21 protein-coding genes and 1 riboswitch are annotated in these 20589 nt (G+C 37.7%); of the genes, 7 read left to right on the forward strand and 14 right to left on the reverse strand.

The genetic code is table 11. From position 1 onward, the window contains the following. The first annotated feature begins 3 nt into the window (after positions 1 to 3). Positions 4 to 1014, forward strand: coding sequence for a LacI family transcriptional regulator BopD (gene bopD, locus IGL80_RS10280; RefSeq protein WP_002358859.1), 1011 nt, complete (start codon positions 4 to 6; stop codon positions 1012 to 1014). A 73-nt stretch (positions 1015 to 1087) separates the two neighbouring features. Here bopD and IGL80_RS10285 read toward each other — a convergent pair whose 3' ends face one another. The 5 genes from IGL80_RS10285 to IGL80_RS10305 form a co-directional block, all read right to left on the reverse strand. Next, positions 1088 to 1297: a hypothetical protein gene (locus tag IGL80_RS10285; protein ID WP_002355840.1), complete on the reverse strand. Its 210-nt coding sequence runs from the start codon at positions 1295 to 1297 to the stop codon at positions 1088 to 1090. Between the two features lie 169 nt (positions 1298 to 1466). Next, the gene (locus IGL80_RS10290; protein WP_002358858.1) at positions 1467 to 1988 is read right to left on the reverse strand and encodes a GNAT family N-acetyltransferase; all 522 of its coding nucleotides are present in this window, start codon (positions 1986 to 1988) and stop codon (positions 1467 to 1469) included. After that, on the reverse strand, positions 1981 to 2475 hold the full coding sequence (gene tsaE / locus IGL80_RS10295; RefSeq protein ID WP_002396467.1) for a tRNA (adenosine(37)-N6)-threonylcarbamoyltransferase complex ATPase subunit type 1 TsaE: 495 nt from the start codon (positions 2473 to 2475) through the stop codon (positions 1981 to 1983). Before tsaE ends, IGL80_RS10290 begins: the two co-directional genes overlap by 8 nt. Before the next feature lie 141 nt (positions 2476 to 2616). Further along, positions 2617 to 3600 (reverse strand): phosphate acetyltransferase, encoded by a 984-nt coding sequence (gene pta / locus IGL80_RS10300; RefSeq protein ID WP_002355836.1) that lies wholly within the window; start codon positions 3598 to 3600, stop codon positions 2617 to 2619. Positions 3601 to 3755: 155 nt separating this feature from the next. Next, on the reverse strand, positions 3756 to 4436 hold the full coding sequence (locus IGL80_RS10305) for a uracil-DNA glycosylase (RefSeq protein ID WP_002425709.1): 681 nt from the start codon (positions 4434 to 4436) through the stop codon (positions 3756 to 3758). 133 nt (positions 4437 to 4569) lie between these two features. Between IGL80_RS10305 and IGL80_RS10310 the strand changes: the two genes are divergently transcribed. Together IGL80_RS10310 and IGL80_RS10315 are read left to right on the forward strand one after the other, a co-directional pair. Continuing rightward, positions 4570 to 5439, forward strand: coding sequence for a Cof-type HAD-IIB family hydrolase (locus IGL80_RS10310; protein ID WP_002383369.1), 870 nt, complete (start codon positions 4570 to 4572; stop codon positions 5437 to 5439). A gap of 51 nt (positions 5440 to 5490) precedes the next feature. Next, positions 5491 to 6015 carry an LURP-one-related/scramblase family protein gene (locus tag IGL80_RS10315; protein ID WP_002355833.1) on the forward strand — a complete coding sequence of 175 codons (525 nt, stop codon included), beginning with the start codon at positions 5491 to 5493 and terminating at the stop codon, positions 6013 to 6015. A gap of 45 nt (positions 6016 to 6060) precedes the next feature. On the opposite strand, the gene IGL80_RS10320 is transcribed toward IGL80_RS10315, so the two are convergent. From IGL80_RS10320 to IGL80_RS10330, 3 genes are all read right to left on the reverse strand, one after another. After that, positions 6061 to 6624 (reverse strand): GNAT family N-acetyltransferase, encoded by a 564-nt coding sequence (locus IGL80_RS10320; protein WP_002355832.1) that lies wholly within the window; start codon positions 6622 to 6624, stop codon positions 6061 to 6063. A 96-nt stretch (positions 6625 to 6720) separates the two neighbouring features. Then, the gene (locus IGL80_RS10325) at positions 6721 to 7941 is read right to left on the reverse strand and encodes a 3D domain-containing protein (protein WP_002425710.1); all 1221 of its coding nucleotides are present in this window, start codon (positions 7939 to 7941) and stop codon (positions 6721 to 6723) included. 248 nt (positions 7942 to 8189) lie between these two features. Then, positions 8190 to 8957: a putative ABC transporter permease gene (locus IGL80_RS10330; protein WP_002387023.1), complete on the reverse strand. Its 768-nt coding sequence runs from the start codon at positions 8955 to 8957 to the stop codon at positions 8190 to 8192. Between the two features lie 125 nt (positions 8958 to 9082). On the opposite strand from IGL80_RS10330, the gene IGL80_RS10335 reads away from it, so the two are divergent. Both IGL80_RS10335 and IGL80_RS10340 read left to right on the forward strand, forming a co-directional pair. Continuing rightward, positions 9083 to 10810 carry an ABC transporter ATP-binding protein gene (locus IGL80_RS10335; protein WP_002363303.1) on the forward strand — a complete coding sequence of 576 codons (1728 nt, stop codon included), beginning with the start codon at positions 9083 to 9085 and terminating at the stop codon, positions 10808 to 10810. Further along, positions 10800 to 12566, forward strand: a complete 1767-nt coding sequence (locus IGL80_RS10340; protein ID WP_002358850.1) for an ABC transporter ATP-binding protein — start codon at positions 10800 to 10802, stop codon at positions 12564 to 12566. Before IGL80_RS10335 ends, IGL80_RS10340 begins: the two co-directional genes overlap by 11 nt. A gap of 51 nt (positions 12567 to 12617) precedes the next feature. On the opposite strand, the gene IGL80_RS10345 is transcribed toward IGL80_RS10340, so the two are convergent. After that, positions 12618 to 13166 carry a folate family ECF transporter S component gene (locus IGL80_RS10345; RefSeq protein ID WP_002385065.1) on the reverse strand — a complete coding sequence of 183 codons (549 nt, stop codon included), beginning with the start codon at positions 13164 to 13166 and terminating at the stop codon, positions 12618 to 12620. Positions 13167 to 13196: 30 nt separating this feature from the next. Further along, positions 13197 to 13364, reverse strand: a riboswitch (THF riboswitch). A 66-nt stretch (positions 13365 to 13430) separates the two neighbouring features. After that, positions 13431 to 13853, reverse strand: coding sequence for a methylglyoxal synthase (gene mgsA / locus IGL80_RS10350; RefSeq protein ID WP_002355823.1), 423 nt, complete (start codon positions 13851 to 13853; stop codon positions 13431 to 13433). 185 nt (positions 13854 to 14038) lie between these two features. Here mgsA and IGL80_RS10355 point away from each other — a divergent pair, with 185 nt between their 5' ends. After that, the gene (locus IGL80_RS10355; protein ID WP_002355822.1) at positions 14039 to 15142 is read left to right on the forward strand and encodes an ABC transporter ATP-binding protein; all 1104 of its coding nucleotides are present in this window, start codon (positions 14039 to 14041) and stop codon (positions 15140 to 15142) included. A 49-nt stretch (positions 15143 to 15191) separates the two neighbouring features. Here IGL80_RS10355 and IGL80_RS10360 read toward each other — a convergent pair whose 3' ends face one another. The 4 genes from IGL80_RS10360 to IGL80_RS10375 all read right to left on the reverse strand — a co-directional run bounded on the left by IGL80_RS10360 (position 15192) and on the right by IGL80_RS10375 (position 18193). After that, positions 15192 to 15809: a hypothetical protein gene (locus tag IGL80_RS10360; protein ID WP_002355821.1), complete on the reverse strand. Its 618-nt coding sequence runs from the start codon at positions 15807 to 15809 to the stop codon at positions 15192 to 15194. Between the two features lie 126 nt (positions 15810 to 15935). Then, positions 15936 to 16823 carry a 16S rRNA (adenine(1518)-N(6)/adenine(1519)-N(6))-dimethyltransferase RsmA gene (rsmA, locus tag IGL80_RS10365; RefSeq protein ID WP_002358849.1) on the reverse strand — a complete coding sequence of 296 codons (888 nt, stop codon included), beginning with the start codon at positions 16821 to 16823 and terminating at the stop codon, positions 15936 to 15938. A gap of 18 nt (positions 16824 to 16841) precedes the next feature. Further along, positions 16842 to 17426, reverse strand: coding sequence for a ribonuclease M5 (gene rnmV / locus IGL80_RS10370; protein WP_002358848.1), 585 nt, complete (start codon positions 17424 to 17426; stop codon positions 16842 to 16844). Further along, positions 17423 to 18193, reverse strand: a complete 771-nt coding sequence (locus IGL80_RS10375) for a TatD family hydrolase (RefSeq protein WP_002358846.1) — start codon at positions 18191 to 18193, stop codon at positions 17423 to 17425. Before IGL80_RS10375 ends, rnmV begins: the two co-directional genes overlap by 4 nt. 134 nt (positions 18194 to 18327) lie before the next feature. On the opposite strand from IGL80_RS10375, the gene IGL80_RS10380 reads away from it, so the two are divergent. Continuing rightward, entirely contained in the window at positions 18328 to 20550 is a 2223-nt protein-coding gene (locus tag IGL80_RS10380; RefSeq protein ID WP_002358845.1) for a HelD family protein, read from the forward strand. Positions 20551 to 20589 lie beyond the last annotated feature (39 nt).

Raw genomic sequence — 20589 nt, forward strand, 5'->3', positions numbered from 1 at the left:
AAAATGGCAATTACAGTAAAAGATGTCGCTAAGAAAGCGGGGGTTGCAACCTCAACCGTTTCGCGTGTCATTAACGATCATCCAAGTATTTCTGAATCGACAAAAAAGAAAGTGCGAAAAGTCATGGATGACTTAGGCTATGTGCCAAATATGACGGCACGGAATTTGGGTAAACGAATTTCAAGTGCCATTGGCGTAATTTTACCTCCTTTAGATTCGAAAGAACGGTTAGGGAATCCATTTTATTTAGAAATTATGGAAGCCATCAATGAGGAAGCCCGTCTTTATGATATGACTACTGCTATTGCAACTGCCAAAAGTTTTGATGTACTATTGGAAAACGTTAAAAGAATGCATCTTCAAAAACAAGTGGACGGTTTTATTCTTGTGTATTCAGATAGTAAGGACCCCGTCATTGATTACTTATACGAAAACAACATTCCCTTTACTTTAATTGGTCAACCTTACCAACATGAAACGGAAATAGTTTACGTGGATAATGATAATCAATTATTAGGGAAACAAGCGACGGAATTTTTAATTGAAAACGGCCATAAAAATATTTTATTTGTGACCAATACAACGCATGAAAGTTTGTACTTTGAACGTTACTTTGGTTATCAAAAAGCAATGATGATGCAAGGATTAACTGTTTTACCAAGCGTTGCGTTAGAAAAACCTGAAGATTACATGGCTTTCGATGATATTCTTCATCAAAATAATGCCACGGCGTTGGTGGTGATTGATGATATCTTTGCTTTGCGGACGATGCAACTTGCGCAAATCTATGGTTATCAAGTTCCTGAAACGTTATCCATTATTAGTTTTAACAACTCAATCTTTTCAACATTGACACATCCTTATCTAACAAGTATTGACATCGACACGTCAGAATTAGGTCGAATGGCGATGAAAAAATTATATGAATTAATCCACGAAGAATTGACGAATGGTGTCCGTCTCGTTATTCCTCACAAATTAATTAAGCGTGAAACAGTTATTCCTATTCATTAAAAAAGAAGCGTAAGCAGTTTAACACTGCTTACGCTTCTTTCTATGTGTACGCTCTTATTCGTATGTATTACTTTTATAAAATAACTTTTTGCGAAATTTTTTTCCAAAACGTTTCTTCTTTTGCATCAAATTGAGCTGGTTCCCCGTCAGACAATTTTTCATTTAATAATGATAATTTTTCTTGATGTTTTGCATACTCATCTTTTTTTATTAGCTCTAAACGATACGCACGATCCAAGATCGACTCTCGATAGTTAACATTCATTTTCGTTGCCTTTGCCATTTCTTACATCCCTTCCCAAAATAAATTTTCATTTTTTCGTTAAATTCTTCTATAATTATAACAAAAATATCAGAAAAATAAATATGAAACAAACGATAATTGCGAAAATTTTGTTTTTTCATGCAATTATCGTTCGATTATTTAAGAAATTAAAATTATTAACCAATAATTAATCAATCAGCAAACGCATTAAATGAACATCTAAAAATTCACCTTGGTCTGTTTTGGCGCCCCGAGGCATAATTGCTTCTGTTTCAAACCCTAATTTTTTATAGACATGAATCGCTCGTTGATTACGATCCTGTACCGTTAATTCCAAGCGACGAATAACATAACTTTCATGCGCCCAGCGAATAAGTTCTTCCATCAGGATACTGCCCAGTCCATAGCCCCAGTACTCTTTTAAAATACTAATGCCGATTTCACCAATATGCTCCATCCGCTTTTTAGAAGAAGCAGACACAGAAGCGGTCCCAATGATCGCTTCTCCCGCTAATGCCACCAATAAAACATTATTTGGCGATTCATAGAGTGTTGCTAGATTTTCAGCCAATTCTGTTGTCGACATGGCCATTCCTCGCTCATCCATTACCAAATAGGGCGTTTCACTCCCAATTTTTGACATCACAGATAGTAATTGATCCGCATCAGTAGGCACTGCTTCTCGAATAGAAAATGTTTGTTCAGTCATATTCGCGAGCCTCCCACGCTTGTAAAATCTCTGCTATTCTTTCTTCTGCCAATGGACCAGTTCCACGGAATTCAAGAACTCTCTTGTCAGCTTCTTGAGAATCTTTATTCAAAATAATTTCTAAATAATCTTCTGGCAATTCTTCTTCAATCAAGCTGCCCCATTCTACAACGGATAGCCCATCTCCTTCAAAATACTCATCTAACCCTAATTCATCCGCACCCTCTTCAACACGATAGACATCCATATGGTATAACGGAAGTCGTCCTTGTGGATATTCGCGGATAATCGTATAGGTGGGACTTTTAATCATTTGGGAAATGCCTAATCCTAAAGCAATCCCTTTCGTCATTGTCGTCTTACCGGCCCCTAAATCACCAGTCAGGACAATTACATCACCAGCTTGTGCCTTTTGTCCAATGATTTTAGCAATTGCTTCTGTTTCCAATGGATTGTTCAGGACAATGTTCATTTTTTTGCCTCCCATCTGCAAGAATCTATGTATGAAAGTATACCGAAAATTCAATAAGTTGACTAGTGGCAGCTTCAAAAAAATAAAGTTGAGGCCCAAGTGTCCTGGGAACCTCAACTTCTACTTTGCTTATTTATCATGCTTTGACATAGTTAATTAGTCGTTCATTAATGTTTGAGCAGCTGTAATGATTGATAATTTATAAACATCTTCTTCGTTTGCACCACGTGATAAGTCAGAAACTGGTTTGTTCAATCCTTGTAAGATTGGGCCAATTGCTTCAAAGTTACCTAAACGTTGAGCAATTTTGTAGCCAATATTTCCTGATTGTAAATCTGGGAATACAAAGACTGTTGCTTCTCCAGCAACTTTTGAGTTAGGCGCTTTTAATTGTGCAACAGAAGATACATAAGAAGCATCAAATTGTAATTCACCATCAATCGCATATTCAGGTGCTAATTCTTGCGCAATTTTTGTAGCTTCAGCAACTTTTGTTACTTCTGGTGCTTTTGCAGAACCTTTTGTTGAAAAACTTAACAATGAAACTTTTGGTTCAATGTCAAATAATTCAGCTGTTTTGGCACTATCAACAGCAATTTCAGCTAATTCTTGTGCAGTTGGGTTCACGTTAATCGCGCAGTCTGAGAATAAATATCTTTCTTGGTCACGACCACGAATCATTAAGAAAGCACCACTTGTACGGCTCACGCCTGGTTTTGTTTTAATAATTTGTAACGCAGGGCGAACTGTATCACCTGTTGAGTGGATAGCACCACTAACCATACCATCAGCAATACCCATGTAAGTTAACATAGTACCGAAATAGTTGACATCTTTTAAGATTTTTTCAGCATCTTCTTTAGTAGCTTTTCCATTACGGCGTTCAACAAATGCTTCGACCATTTCATCCCATTTTTCATAATCATTTGGATTGATAATAATAAAGTTTGATGTGTTGATTCCACGAGCCATAGCAGCATTTGCGATATCTGTTGGATCACCAATTAAGATTGGTTCTACTAATTCATCAGATTTTAAGCGGGCAGCAGCACCTAAGATTCTAGGATCTGTTGCTTCAGGGAAAACAATTTTGATATTACGGCGTACGACTTTAAATTTTAAGCTATCGAATAATTCCACGATAAACCCTCCAGTTTTATATTTACAAAATCCATCATACACTATTCTCAAAGAAAATAACAGTTTTTTCTAGCTGTATTAGTCAAAAAAACCAATAATCCGATAAACTTTTCACAAACTAACTCTTCTACACTATAACAGCTTGCGCTGTTACATTACACTGTTTCAGGAAGTTGCCAATCAATCGGCGTTTCCCCTAAGCTTTCTAGAGCGGCATTCGCTTGAGAAAACGGACGTGAGCCAAAAAAACCACGATGCGCTGACAATGGACTTGGATGTGGCGATTTGATAATCACATGCCGAGTCGTATCAATCATTTTAATTTTTTCTTGAGCAGGACGTCCCCATAAAATGAAAACAACAGGTTTTTCACGCTCATTCAACTTTTCGATAATGACATCTGTCAGTTGCTCCCAACCTTTACCTCGATGGGAATAGGCTTGACCTGCCCGAACGGTCAACACAGTATTTAATAATAACACGCCTTGTTTAGCCCAGCTTTCTAAAAAGCCATGGTTGACGGGTTGGTACCCTAAATCAGCTTGTAATTCTTTGTAAATATTCGCAAGAGATGGCGGCACTTTCACACCTGGCTGGACAGAGAAACTTAGTCCGTGTGCTTGATTGGGTCCATGATATGGGTCTTGTCCCAAAATTACTACTTTTACTTCTTCAAAAGGGGTTAGTTCTAACGCTGAAAATAAATGATACATATCTGGATAAATCGTTTGTGTCTGATATTCTTTTTTCAAAAATTCCCGCAATTCTTGATAATACGGTTTTTCAAATTCAGCAGATAAAACGGTTTGCCAACTATTGTGAATAATTTCTTTCATAATGCTCACTCCTTCGCTCTCTAAGCATAACGAATTTCTCCAAACCTGACAAGAAATTTCTGGGTACTTTCTCTTGGAAAAACGTGGTAAACTATAGGTAAGCTTTAAATAGATAATGAGGTGTAGAGAATCGATGATTAAATTAATTGCTTCAGATATGGATGGAACACTTTTAGATGCAAAAATGAGCATCACAAATGATAACGCTTCAGCAATTCGCGAAGCGGAACGTTTAGGAATCGAATTTATGGTTGCTACTGGCCGCGCATATACCGAAGCGAAGCCCGCGTTAGAAGAAGCTGGAATTGACTGCGCCATGATTACTTTAAACGGCGCCCAAGTGTTCGACAAAGATGGACACTCACTTTTCACGGCTGGGATCGAAAAAGAAACAGTAACAGAAGTACTAACTATTTTGAGTCAACACAATGTTTACTATGAAATCTCTACAAATAAAGGTATTTTTTCTGAACATCAAGAAAAAAGAATTGAAAACTTTGCCGCTCATATTGCAGAATCCATGCCCCATTTAACTTATAAAGTGGCGATTGCCATGGCTTCAGCACACCTATCTTTATTGCATATTACCTATGTTGATCGCTTAGACGACATTTTAAAAGATGATTCGATTGAAGTCCTTAAAATTATTGGCTTCAGTATGGATGGGCCGAAAGTATTAGGTCCTGCTGGGATGGAAGTAGAAGAACTAGATGATTTGGTTGTTACCTCTTCTGCTCTTAATAATATTGAAATTAACCACCGCCTAGCACAAAAAGGGATTGCGGTTGCGCGCGTCGCTAAAGAACGTGGGATTCCCGCTGAACAAGTCATGACTATTGGTGATAATTTAAATGACGTCAGCATGATTCAATGGGCTGGGGTAAGTTTTGCAATGGGCAATGCCGAACTGGAATTAAAAGAATACGCTAAATATGAAACAGCCACTAATTTAGAAAATGGTGTTGGCGAAGCCATCCTGCGTGCAATAAGAGAAGATTTGTAATAAGCACTACCAGTTACAGCACTCATTTATATATAGAAAGGAGATCGTGTCGTGTCTGAATTTTTTATTCAAGAACAACAGTTAGGAAAAGTTACGCGAACCATCGTGAAAGACCAAGCAGGCCGTTCACTTTTTCTATTGGTGGGGCGCTGGGGCACACGAGGAGATGCGCTTTCTTTATATGCAATGAACGGAGAAATTCTAGCCAGTATTAAACAAGTTTCTTGGACTTTTGGTACACGATTTGAGTTATATCAGCGTTTTGAAAAAGTGGGTACTCTACGAAAACTGTTCAATTTGAATGCTGATTTCTATTATGTTCAAGGCCTTCACTGGGCAGTTGTTGGTGATATCAAAGCGCATCAATATTCAATTTATCAAGTCCATAAAAAAATTATGTCAATGGATAAAACCATGCTTTGTACAGGCGACTATTTTGTTTTAACTGTTGCCAATGATGAGGACGCACCGTTGTGCATCTGCATAGCAGCTGTCCTTGACTACTGGTTATATAATAAGAAAAAACAAAAAACTTCCGATGATTTTGGATTAGATTTTGATCCTTTAACGGATTAATGAAAAATAACGAAGCTAAAGTGATTGACTTTAGCTTCGTTATTTTTACACTTCTTTTTGCATATGATTGTACAAGTGACCACTAATAGTCATTGTTGTGACATCTTTAAAGCCTTTACTTGCGTATAACTTTCTCGCCCCTGGATTGTCAAAATCAACATTTAGACCCAAGGCTTGCTTCCCGCTAGCTTTGGCTACTTCAGGTAAAGCATCTAATAACTTAGAACCAATTCCCATTCCACGGAAACGTTCATCCACAGAGATCGTGTCTAAATACCATTCATTAGGCAAGGTTTCTTCTTCAATAAATAGCCGAACATCTTCTGCTAAGCCATGTTTTTTAAAGACTTCTCTTAAAGGTTCATCAATAATCTTTTCATCTTCCGCAGGATAGCCGACAGCAATCCCTGCAACTTCACCTGCATGTTCATAAACTAAAATTCGTTGATAGCCATAGCGATAGGTTGGATACGCCGTTGCCTCTGCTAACAGGTCAATCATTTGTTCTTCTGAGACTTCTTCTAAAATTGGTAACTCCATATCTTTTAAAATAACTAAGACCAGCCGAGCAATCGCTTGACCGTCTTCTTTTGTTGCCGAGCGAATCATTGTAATTCTCCTTTACATTTAACTAAAAAAGAACTGGCTACTATCATTACTGACTTAGCCAATTCCTTTTATCTTGTCTTTAGTATAACAAATTTATTATTGAATTTCTACTGTAACCTGACGTCGTCCCCAAAGACGGCATTGGTCTACTGAATCAAAATGAACATCAATAATATTTCCTTGAATAGCGCCACCTGTATCTCCAGCAATAGCAAAGCCATAACCAGAGACTTTCACTAATGAACCTAGAGGAATTACACTTGGATCGACTGCAACTACATTGCTTTGTTTACTTAAGTCAATACCAGTAGCACTTAGATTACTTGCACCAGCTTCGCGCCAAGAATAAGCGGTTGATTCCATCTGAAGAACACGACCAGAGCCAGTTCCTGGTGTTGATGATTCGCCTGTCGATGATTCTGTCGTTGATGACGATTCGGATGAACTAGCTGAACTTGAAGATTCAGTGCTACTGCTTTCCGTACTTGTAGAAGAGCTTGATGCTTGACTGCTTGACTCTTCAGCAGCTTCGGCTTCTAGTTTAGCCGCCGCATCTGCTTGCGCTTGTTTGTCGGCAGCTGCTTGTTTCTTCGCTGCTTCTGCTTTGGCAGTTTCTGCCGCACGTTTTTTCTGTGCCTCAGCTGCTGCTTTTTCGCTGACTAAGCGTTGTTGCTCTTTCTGTTTGTCTGTCGAAATTTGAGCCAATAATTCTTCATTATCCGCCATTTTTGCTTTTAACTCAGAGACTTTATTATTCATTGAAGAAGCTTCAACTTGTAATTTCTCTTCATTTTGTTTTAAAGTTGTTTGCGTATTTTCAACTTTTTCTTGTAATGCAGCTAATTTTTCTTTTTCGCTAGTTAAGCTTTCAATCTTTTCCCGTTCAAAGTTTTGTAAAACGGTCATGGCGTAGGCCCGATTAAAGAAATCTGATAAATTTTCTGCATCTAATAAGGCTTGCCAAGTACGTTGGTCGCCATTTAATTGAATATCCTTCATACGATCGCCAACAGCTTCTTTACGACGAGAAATATTTTTTTCTGTTTTTTCTATTTCCTCTTTCGAAGTTTTCAACGTATCTTCCGCTTTTGAAATTTGCGTTTTTAAACGTTCGATTTCCGCATATTTAGCATTTACATCGTCTAAGGCTGAATTGATTTCTTTACTAATTAACTCCCCAGATTGTTTCGCTTGCGCTTCTTTTTCTTGCAACGAATCAAGTGATTCTGCTGCCGCAGCGACTGGAAGTCCAAAATTGATAAGCATCATTGTTGTTAAAAATGGTATCAACTTTTTAACCTTCACTAAATCCAACACCTTTCCTAACTTATCTAAAACACCTACTCATTATACTAGTCAGGAGGGCTTGTTTTATTTCAATCGTGTTACAATTTGTTACAATTTAAATGCAACTCTTTTTTTATCCTGCGTTTATTCATTAGTCCATTTCTATCTCAATTCTTTAAGAATTTCTTAAGACGCCTTAAAAACTAGCTTTTGACGATTTTTCTTTTTTTCATCCCATTAGACCATTGATTGAAATATTTTGTAATATTTTTTGTTAATTATTGGCCTTTTTTCTTCAAATCTTCTAAGAGATGCCGCACTTCTTTGGAATTTTTAATGTTTTTTAAAGTTAGTTTTGGGTAATTGTTAATAAAACGACGTTGTTGGAAATTTAATCGATTTTGGAAATGCTCTTTTTTGGTTCGTTCTTTTAACTTCTGCCAATCAGCTGTAGCGATTTCCATTTTTGTGTTCAACCGTTGCTTAAATTCTTGTTGGTTCGTTTCCAACGTTTGGCCCATCTCGGTAATAAGTTTTTTGAAACCTTGCATGTTCAGCAACGTATAAATTAAGTCAAGCCCCATTACAATCACTATGCAAAGTGCTAAGTAGTTGCCAAAGGTTGCTTGTAAAAAGCTGACAACTTTGGCGATTTCTGGTTGAATAACTTTGACAATCAAGACACACCCCAATCCCCAAAAAAGAGAAACCGGTAAAGCCACGCGACCGTTTAAATTAAAAGGTACATCATGATAATCCCACCAAGAGGCATGGAACAGTTTTTCCAAGCCATAACTAGTGACATATTCTAAAATCGTCACTAAAACAGCCGATCCGACATACAATACCAAGAGATTGTTCTCAAAGGGTTCCACAAAATAGAGAACGCTTAAGACCCCAAATCCATAAATAGGACAATAAGGCCCTACCAAAAATCCTCGATAAACAAATTTTTTGGCTTTTAATGAACAATACACCGTTTCCCATAACCAGCCGATAAAGGAATAAATAAAAAATAACAAAATAACCTGACTCATTTTTTCCACGTTTCTGTCACACTCCACTTCTTTGCTCTTTTCTTCTATTTTAACAGAAGTTGAGAAAATGTAGCGAACAACTTTCTTTCATTGAAAGATTAGGCTACAATGAGAGCAGCAAAGGGAGGAATCTTATGTTTGGTTTATTGAAATACGCAAAAAATTATCGAAAACAAATTATCCTCGGTCCAGTCTTCAAATTTTTAGAAGCTTGTTTCGAGTTAGTCTTGCCCTTATTCATGGCTCACTTAGTCGATGTCGGTATTCGTCAAAACGACCGACAGACTGTCATAGAAATGGCCCTCTGGATGCTTGTTATGTCGTTAGTTGGTTTATTTTTTGTCATGATTTGTCAATATTATGCTTCAGTCGCTTCGCAAGGTTTTGGGACGGAGCTAAGAAATCAATTAATGAAGAAAATTAATCAGCTTTCACACAAAGAATTGAATAGTTTTGGTACAGATACCCTCATCACCCGGATCACAAACGATATCAATCAGCTTCAATTGGCTTTAGCGATGTTTATTCGGTTGGTCATTCGGACACCTTTTTTAAGTATCGGTTCTGTGGTCATGGCTTTTTACATTGACGTGCAGATGGGCTTTCTTTTCCTATTACTTTTACCAATTTTTAGCCTTATTCTCTTTATTATCATTAAAGTGACTGTGCCTTTATATCAAAAAGTCCAAGAATATTTGGATCGGTTAAACCGTCAAATTAGTCAAAATTTAAGCGGTGTCCGTGTGATCCGTGCGTTTGCTAGAAAGGAAACAGAGCAACGACATGTTGATAAAGCTTCAGATGATTTAGGCGATATTTACATTCGTGTATCGAATGTTTCTGCTTTATTAACGCCTTTAACCACTTTGATTATGAATGTTGGAATTTTATTTTTACTTTATTTTAGTGGCTTAAAAGTTTCTTTCGGTTCCCTGCAACAAGGGGAAGTTTTAGCATTGATCAATTATATGAATCAAATGATGCTCGCTTTAATTGTTGCTTCTAATCTCGTGGTAATTTTTACGCGAGCTGCCGCTTCCGCAAACCGTGTCAATGAGGTTTTAACTGTAGAAAGCCAGTTAACAGATACACCAGAATCAGCAAAAACATCTCCACAATTTGGTGATATTACCTTTGACCATGTAGATTTTCGCTATGAACCAGAGGCCGGTTTGGCTTTGGAAAATATCAATTTTACGATTCCTAAAGGCTCAATTCTCGGCATCACAGGACCTACCGGCAGCGGGAAAAGTACCTTAACCCAACTCATTCCCAGATTTTATGATGTGAGTGCAGGAAACCTTTTTATTAATGGTATAAATGTGCGCGATTGGCCGCTCTTTACTTTACGCCAACAAGTGGCAAGTGTTCCACAAACTGCCGTCTTATTTACAGGGACTATTCGAGAAAACTTACAATGGGGCAAACCAAATGCAACTGATGAAGACTGTTGGGAAGCATTAGCTATCGCCCAATGTAAAGAATTTGTTGAACAATTAGACCAAGGGTTAGACACGCCTGTTAACGAAGGCGGAAAAAACTTTTCTGGTGGACAAAGACAACGGTTGACCATTGCCCGTGCCTTGATTAGGAAACCGCATTTACTTATTTTAGATGATTCCTTGAGTGCCCTCGACTATCAAACAGATTTGAATCTGCGTCGTGCTTTACAAAAAGAACGAGCAGAGACAACCGTTATTTTAATTTCACAACGCGTGAGTTCGATTGCAACGGCGAATCAAATTTTAGTCCTAGATAGTGGAAAAGTCGCTGGCCTTGGCACCCACGAAGAATTACTTACTTCTTCTAAAGAGTATCAAGAAATCGTTGCGTCACAGGAGGAGGATACCCATGCAAACTAAAAAAATTCATTTTGGTGCCTTCTCACGTTTTAAGCCGTATTTACTACGCTATCCAAAAGAAATTATTGGCGCCTTAATCCTAGGAATTCTCAGTGGTTTTTCGACTGTCCTCATGACTTATTATATAGGTAAATCCGTTGATACAATGGTGGGTAAAGGACAAGTCAATGCTGCGCAACTCATCAAAATTTTAGGTTTATTAGCAGGGATTTTACTCGTAACCGTTCTAAGTCAATGGCTGATTCAACGTCTCGGTAATCGCGTGTCTTATTTATCGACCACACAGCTGAGAAAAGATGCCTTTGCCCATTTAAATCAATTACCGTTAAGTTATTATGACCAAACGTCACACGGAAATATCGTCAGTCGCTTTACCAACGATATTGACAATATTTCAATGGCTTGCTCGGCTGTCTTCAACCAATTATTTTCTGGCATAGCCACCGTCGTTGTTGCTTTGCTCTTTATGATTCGGCTAAGTCCCCTGCTCACATTAGTGGTTCTTATCAGTACGCCGATTATTTTTATTGTAAACTGGCTTGTTGCAAAAGCTTCACAAAAAAACTTTGCTGCACAACAAACGATTGTTGGTGAAATTTCCGGTTTCGTTTCAGAAATGGTTGGCAACCAAAAAATTGTTAAAGCCTTTCAACAAGAACAAGCTACGCAAGAAACATTTGAAGCATTGAATCAAACGTTGTATGAAAAAGGACAGAAGGCTCAGTTTTCTTCTTCCTTAACCAACCCACTTTCTCGATTTATCGACCATTTATCTTACTTATCAATTGGATTAGTCGGTGGCTTGTTAGTTTTAAGTGGCAATCCTTTAGTCACAGTTGGTGTTATTTCCAGTTTCACCATTTACTCTAGTCAATTTTCTAAACCTTTTATTGAACTCTCAGGAATCACCAACCAAATCCAAGCCGCCTTAGCTGGATTGGAACGTACCTTTGATATGATGGATCAACCAGTTGAACGTCCTGATGCCCCGAACGCAATTGTTTTGAAAGAAGCGCGAGGCCGTGTTGAATTTAAAGACGTTGATTTTTCTTACACGCCGACGCGACCTTTAATCGAAAACTTTAATTTAATTGCTGAACCAGGAGAAACAATTGCCATTGTTGGGCGAACCGGTGCGGGTAAATCAACATTAGTGAATTTGTTAATGCGCTTTTACGAGGTCGACCATGGTCAAATTACGGTTGATACTCACGACATTACTCAAATTACTCGGGATAGCTTACGAAAAAGTTTTGGTATGGTTCTCCAAGATACTTGGCTATTCGATAGCTCCATTCGGGAAAATTTAACGTACGGGAATCCTGAAGCCTCTGACGAAGAAATTATAGAAGCCATGAAAAAAGCCCATATTTTTGATTTCGTCATGCGTTTACCTCAAGGACTAGATACCGAGATTGGTTCCCAAGGCGTTAAAATTTCTGAAGGACAACGACAATTAATGACTATTGCACGCACGATGATTAGTAATCCGCCGATGCTTATTTTAGATGAAGCGACCAGTTCAGTTGATACATTGACCGAGCAAAAAATTCAGGATGCTTTTTTACAAATGATGACTGGCCGGACCAGTTTTGTTATTGCCCATCGCTTAGCAACAATCAAAAGTGCTGAAAAAATTCTAGTTATGGACAATGGTCAAGTAGTTGAAATTGGCACCCATGACGAATTATTGCAAAAAGAACAGGGTTATTATCGTGACCTTTACGAAGCGCAGTTTAATCAAAAAGCACAATAAAAAAGAGTCACTTTTCTGGGATGATGAAAAGTGACTCTTTTAATTTTAAATTTATTGATCTAATTCAGATAATGGTTTTCCAAATAAACGTTTAAAGGGAATTTTATTGCCTAAATAATAAGTGGCAATTACTTGAATAGGAAAGAAAATAACTGTTTTAATTAAGCGTGGCACCCACCAAGCAAAATTTGCTAGATTGACTCCATACATTAAACTTAACCACAAAGGAGTTAAAATGATATTAATTAAAACGGTGACCAACAATGTCGCCAAAATCACTCGTTGCCATGTCATTTCTTTCTTATAATAGAAATAACCATAAATAGCACCAGCCAAAAAGGCATTTAAAGTAAACCCAGGAAAATAGCCTGCTTTTGGAAAAAGCAGCATTCCTACCACATCAGCCACCGCCGTGCCGATTCCAGCCCAAAAAGGTCCGAAAATCATTCCAATCAATGATTCTGGAATAAACGTGAAACTGATTTTTAAAAACGTTGTTTCATACGCAAAAAAGCGTGAAAAGACAACGACCACCGCAATGAGTACGCCCATTAACGCAATGGATTTTGTGCCAAATTTTTTCTTTGTCATTTTTAGCATCTCCTCTAAGAGCTGCTACATGACGAACCATGCAGCGAATGCGAAAACAAAACCGCGAACATTAAAAAGCTGAACGTGTTGTTCTGATGATAAGCAAAGTAAGAACCTTTGCTTTCTAGCAACACACTGTTTATGTTCTTCGTCCAAAAGGCAACATCCCATCCTTTTAGCACTTAACGCTTTGTCTCCTACTCTGTTATTTTATTTGGACAAAAGTCCTCATAAAATATACCACAAAATAGTCAAAATAACCATTAAGGTTCTCTAAAAAGCTAACGGTCGACGATCCCCTTCATGGATGACCTCACGGAAGTCCGCAAACCCCGCCTCGACACCTCTCAAAAGAATTTCAGCACTGCCGATATTGGTTGCTAAAGGAATTTCATAGACATCACTTAGACGAATCAAAGCTGTCACATCTGGTTCATGTGGTTGCGCGGAAAGAGGATCTCTTAAAAAAATAACTAAATCAATGTTGTCTTCTGATATCATTGCGCCAATCTGTTGATCCCCACCTAATGGCCCCGATTTAAAACAATGCACGGGTAGGCCAGTTGCTTCCATCACTTTCATGCCTGTCGTCCCTGTCGCATACAATTCATGTTTTTCTAAAATATGTTTATAAGCGGTTGCTAGTTTGATCATTAATGTTTTTTTACGATCATGAGCGATTAAAGCGATTTTCATGTTATCCAACTCCTGTCTTTGTTATATTATAACAAAAGTTTAGCGATAAATCCGCTGAGAGTGTTTGTCCTTTGTCACCTTGACGAAAAAGTCTTCTTTTTCTTGTGCAACTCTCCCTTGCCGAAAGATAGCGTTTTCATTTAAACTATGAGTAACAAATCAAAAAGAAAAGAGTGACGTATCAAATGGTGGAAATGGCGCTTAGAAATGTGTATAAAAAATATGACAATGCAGAACATTATTCTGTTACAGATTTTAACTTAGAAATTACAGACCGTGAATTTATCGTCTTTGTCGGACCTTCTGGTTGCGGTAAATCAACAACATTGCGCATGATTGCTGGCTTAGAAGATATTACTGAAGGTGAATTATCAATTGGGGACAAAGTCATGAATGACGTTGCACCGAAAGATCGTGATATTGCCATGGTTTTCCAAAACTATGCGCTTTACCCGCATATGACTGTTTTTGATAACATGGCCTTTGGTTTAAAACTAAGAAAATATGATAAAGCTGAAATTAAAAAACGGGTGGAAAATGCTGCGGATATTCTGGGCTTAACAGAGTACTTACAACGTAAACCTGCGGCGCTTTCTGGTGGACAACGCCAACGTGTTGCACTTGGCCGGGCAATTGTCCGTGATGCCAAAGTCTTTTTAATGGATGAACCTTTATCAAACTTGGATGCAAAATTACGTGTAGCCATGCGTGCTGAAATCGCTAAACTACACCAACGTTTAGAAACTACGACAATTTATGTGACACATGACCAAACCGAAGCGATGACCATGGCTGACCGAATCGTAATTATGAAAGATGGCTTTATTCAACAAATTGGTTCACCAAAAGAAGTTTACAATACACCTAAAAATATGTTCGTAGCTGGGTTCATCGGCTCACCTGCCATGAATTTCTTCAAAGTTACCTTAAACAATGGGGTTATTTCTAACCAACATGGCTTAAAACTAGCAATTCCTGAAGGAAGAAACAAAGAGCTTGTTGAACATGGTTATGAAGGCAAAGAATTAATTTTCGGTATTCGTCCAGAAGATATTCATAGCGAACAAGTGGCTTTAACGGCAATGAAAGATGCAGTGATTAAATCTGAAGTCGTTGTTTCTGAATTATTAGGGGCTGAATCCATGCTTTATACAAAAATTGGTGATACAGAGTTTATCTCAAAAGTAGATGCTCGTGACTTCCACCATCCTGGTGAAATGATTGACTTAGCTTTTGATATTAACAAAGGACATTTCTTCGACCCTCAAACAGAAGAAGTCATTAAATAAAAAATCTCGAGGCATCCGTCACAATGACGGATGCCTCGATTGTTTCTCTTTATGCTAATTTAACCTTCTTCTTTATCACTTTGGGTTGTTTCGCTTCTGTAAAAGTTGGAATATCTACATGTTTACTTAAGGTACTTGCTAAAAAGTAGGCAATACTGAAATCCACCAAACTATGAATTAATCCACCAACGCCCATCAAAAGAAAAATAGAATACATGAAGCCGGCTGTATAATAGGTTCCTGGCAAGTTGCCCATTGTGTAAAATACAGAAACAACCACTAGCTCGGCAGCGGAATGAATCACTCCAATTCCCACGTTAAACAACTGTAATTTCCCATTTAATAAAGTGAATTTCCCCTCTTTATTGATTAAAATTTCTGGATGCTTTTGTAAAATCACTGCGCCAATGACTGCAAAAATCAAATGAGATAAGGCCCGCAAAGCAATAATCGGTGTTGCGGATAAGAAAAAACCAAAACCTGTTCCTAGACTAACTGCAATTGCCACCACTGGAGAAATAAACATGGCAATAAAAACTGGGACGTGACTTGCTAACGTAAAACTGGCTGGACCAATGGTAATTCTTGGCATAACCATTGGAATGATAATCCCCATTGCAATTAAAAGTGCTGAAATTGTTAAACGTTTTACTGAGTTTGTTTTCATTAAAACTGCCTCCTAAAGGTGTCATGACACCTTTTGTTTTTCTCAAGTGTAGCTGAACAGCCGCAATGTGTCAAGACACATAAAAGAACTTTCTGTTATTTCTCATAAATAACAGAAAGTTCTTTTTTATACTGGTTTATTTTTTTCTAAAGCATTACTTAAACGAGCGAATTCTTCTAAAGACAATGTTTCACCACGTCTAGAAGGATCGATTTCTGCTTCAGCCAGGCTTTCTTTTAGCCAAGCCACCGTTTGTTCATCTTTCCCATAAAAATGCGTTAAGTTATTCCACAATGTTTTACGTCTTAATTGGAAACTGGCTTTGGTTAGTTTGAAAAATTCTTTTTCATTGGTCACTGTCACCGCTGGTGTAGCACGGCGCGTCAATTTAATAATCGCCGAGTCAACATTGGGCTGCGGCACAAAAACCGTTTTTGGCACAATAAAGGCGACACTTGCTTCCATAAAATATTGGACAGCAATTGATAATGAGCCATAAGCTTTCGTTCCTGGTTTAGCAGCAATTCGATCAGCGACCTCTTTTTGCATCATCACAACCATTTCGGCTACATCTAAAGAAGATTCTAAAAAATGCATCATAATTGGCGTAGTAATATAGTAAGGTAGGTTCGCTACCACTTTAATCGGATACTTCTCTTGAAAAACTTGGTTGGTTGTCTCGACCAAATCAGCTTTTAAAACATCCTGATGTACCACTGTTACATTATCATAGCGACTTAAGGTATCCGCTAAGACAGGAATCAAGCGATCATCAATCTCAAAAGCCACAACTTGTGCCGCGTTCATCGCTAATTGCTCTGTTAATGCACCAATTCCAGGCCCGACTTCGACAACATTTGTCTGCTGATTGATTCCCGCTGTTTCTACAATTTTTCTTAAAATATTAGGCTCTGTCAAAAAATTTTGACCTAAACTCTTTTTAAATGAAAATCCATGTTTTTTTAGTATTTCTTTGGTTCTGGATGGTGTGGCAATTTCTTTATAGTCCGTCACGCTTGTTCCTCCATGTAGTTATTCTTCGTTTGCAAGTTCTTTTAAAATACGTGTCATGCTTTCTTTCAATTCTGCTTCTGTAATCCGAAACATGCTTAACCGTTTGACTAACTGTTTGCTATTTGTATAGCCAATTCTTAGGTCATCTCCTAATAATTCACGGTATTTTTTGGCATTTGCTCCCGCTATTAAACCATATTCAACTAGTGTTTGTCTAGGAATTTCTTGATAGTCTTCATCAGCTTGAACAGGTGTTACGACTTTTTTTAAGGCTTCAATAATTGCTTCATCACTAGCATGTTCAACCCCTAGGCTACCTCCATTTTTTTTAGGCACTGCGACTTTTCTTGATAAAAAAGCATGCTTTGCATCAGGAACGACTTCCATTATTGTTTTACGAATTTTTTCGCCCGAATAATCTGGATCTGTAAAAATAATCACGCCTCTCGTTTCTTGTGCGTGTTCAATTTGTGTCAAAATTTCATCATTGATAGCAGAGCCAATCGTTTCAATCGTATCCGCTGCAACTACCTCTTGAATGCGGCGTGTGTCGTCTTTTCCTTCAACGACAATGATTTCTGCAACTTTCATTTTTTCTTTCATTTATCTATCCGAAACAAGCGATGAGCGTTGACTCTCGTTTGTTCTGCCACTTCTTCAAAGGTTAGTTGTCGTAATTCAGCAATTTTTTCCACTACGTATCGTGTATAGCCTGGTTCATTCCGTTTACCACGATAAGGAACAGGGGCTAAATAGGGTGCATCTGTTTCCACCAACATTCGTTCAAGTGGTACCGCCATCGCCGCTTCTTGAACATCCAACGCCTTTTTAAACGTTACGACGCCACTAAAAGAAATATGCAAACCTAAATCTAAAAATTTCTTCATCCACTCGGCATCACCACTGAAACTATGCATGATTCCACCAATATCTGAAATTTTTTCATCTTTTAAAATTCGATAGGTATCTTCTAATGCCTCTCTCGTATGCACACTAAACGGTAAATTCATTTCCCGAGCAATCGCAATTTGACGGCGAAAGACTTTTTCTTGCACCTCTTTAGGATCCTCCATCCAGTAATAATCAAGACCGATTTCACCTAATGCGACAATTTTTGGCAACGTTAATTGTTCTTGTAATCGTCGTTCAACCTCTGGCGTATAGCTACCCGCTTCTGTTGGATGCCAACCAATGATACTATAAATATTGGCATATTCCTGACTAAGTAAAAGAGATTTTTCAATCGTTGGTTCATCAAAACCGACCACGGCCATCTCTGTAACACCCAATTCTTGGGCATGTGCAATCGTTTCTGGAATATCATCATTAAATTGTTCTGCATTCAAATGTGTATGTGTATCAAAAATCATTATGATTGCCTCCTTTATCTCCTCTCTACTTTATCATATTTCTTGAAAAATCTGAATGACTAGGCGACAAGATTCGTCATTTCCTCATAAACAGCGCTTGCATTTATGCTAAAAGTAACGTATACTATTCAGTCATGTTATTAAAAGGAGGAATCTCCATGACCGATGAAAAAATTTATGAACAACAGCATTTAACAACGGTTTATCATGAGCTGCAAGCGGCTAAAAAAGTTTACGAAGAGCAATTGGCGAACACAATGAAAGATGGCAAACATATGCTAGAGGAATTTGGTCGCGATTCTAAGCTGAATTTTGATAGTTATGCCGATAATCTAGAGACGTTTGCCATGTTGGAAATGAAGAACCGTGAAATTGATCAGTGGAACTTAAAAAATGAAGCAACGGCTAAAAATTTAGACAAAGTGAAACGCCTATTACAAGTTCCTTATTTTGGCAAAATTGGCGTGACTTTTGAAGACAGCCCTGAAGAGCCAGAAAACTTTTATATTGGCGTAAACGATTTTACTTCTTTAGAAGAAGAAACGCGCATTCACGATTGGCGCACACCGATTGCTTCGTTATTTTATGACAATGTTTTAGGGAAAACAGCCTACATGGCACATCAACAAACCATTCCTGTACAACTTGATTTGAAAAGACAGTTAATTATTGAAAAAGATCAATTAATCAACTATTTTGACACAACCATTGCGATTCAAGATGATGTGTTATTGCATTCTTTAGAAGAAGATGCTTCTCCTTATATGAAGGACATTACGACAACCATTCAACAAGAACAAAATCAAATAATTCGTGACGAAACGCAGCCACTCCTACTAGTCAACGGGATTGCTGGTAGTGGGAAAACGTCTGCGATTATGCAACGGATTGCTTATTTACTTTATCAACATCGAGCAGAAATTACAGCGGATAATATTTTATTACTTTCACCAAATTCAACATTTATTGATTATATTTCTCAAGTTTTACCGAATTTAGGCGAACGAAATCCCTTGAATTTGACTCTTTTACAATTTTTACGCTTCACTACCAAAGAAGCATGGCCAATGGAAGAAGAAACGGACTATTTCGAACGCATTACTCGCTCTGAGGCAACGGAGCAAGAGCACGTTATTCGTTCAAAAGAATTTGCAACGTTTCTTTTAAGCAATCCTGAAAAAGCGGTTGTGCAGCCACATTTTTTCCGTCCTTTAACTTTTAAAAAGCAGACCTTATTTACTTCAGAAACAATTTTTAAACTTTATCAAGAAACACCAGCTGACTTGAGTATTCGCCAACGAATTTCAGCCACAAAAGAAAAATTAACCAGTCTTTGGACACGGTACTTATTAAAACAAGCCCATTCTAAAAAAATGTTGGATCAATTCCAAGATTTAACAGAAGCTGAACAAGTTCGTTATTTTGGCACAGTGATTACCGAAGATAATGAAAAACATCTGGCTGATTTTGCTTTAAAACGTTTGAAGAAAAAATATCGCTCTATCACTGCCGCTATTAAAAATGATGCTTGGCTAGATCAATGGGCCTTTTTTGAAACGTTTTATTCTTTATTCACTGAAAAATCGTATCAAAAAGAGACAGCTGTTTTCACAGCCGATGAAATTGTGGCCCTTATTTTGGTGAAACATGCATTTATTGAAAACCTCGCCAACCAGCAAATGGCTTTTATCCTAGTCGATGAAGTCCAAGATTATACAGAAGCCCAATTATTATTACTGCTGACACTTTTCCCTAAAGCTAGTTTTACTTTAGCTGGTGATGAAAATCAAGCCATTTTTAATACAGCCATTGAATTTTCTGAAGCCCATGATTTATTGGTTAACGAAACCAGCCGTTCTGTTGGAACCTATCAATTATTAAACAGCTATCGTTCAAGTAAAGAAATTACACGACTCTTCCAAACATTAGGCACTCAACCAGAGCAATTAACCATTGTGCCCATCCGGCATGATGGAGAAAAGCCGACATTTATTCCTTGTGACTCTGCGTCTGACTATCTTAAAGCAATCGTCACTTCCATTGCAACTTTTGATCCGAAAGAAAGCACCGCCATTATTACTAAAACATTTGCAGAAAAAGAACAATTAACAAAAGAACTTAGTGCTTCTCTTTCATTGGAAGAACATCCGTCACTGCAAGTTTTATCAATTGATATGGCAAAAGGTCTAGAATTTGATAATGTAATTCTTCATAACCCAAATGTTAATCGTTATTCCGACAATAAACGAGATAAAAAAATCCTGTATACTGCTATTTCTCGTGGAATGAAACGGGTCGTTTTACCTTATACCGGCACACTTTCTGAATGGTTTACACCTTACTTGGCAGCCCGGTAACTGAGACTTAAGGCGGATTTTATTTTTAGAAAAACCACT

Source organism: Enterococcus sp. DIV2467a, assembly GCF_050532945.1.
Taxonomy (GTDB): domain Bacteria; phylum Bacillota; class Bacilli; order Lactobacillales; family Enterococcaceae; genus Enterococcus; species Enterococcus faecalis.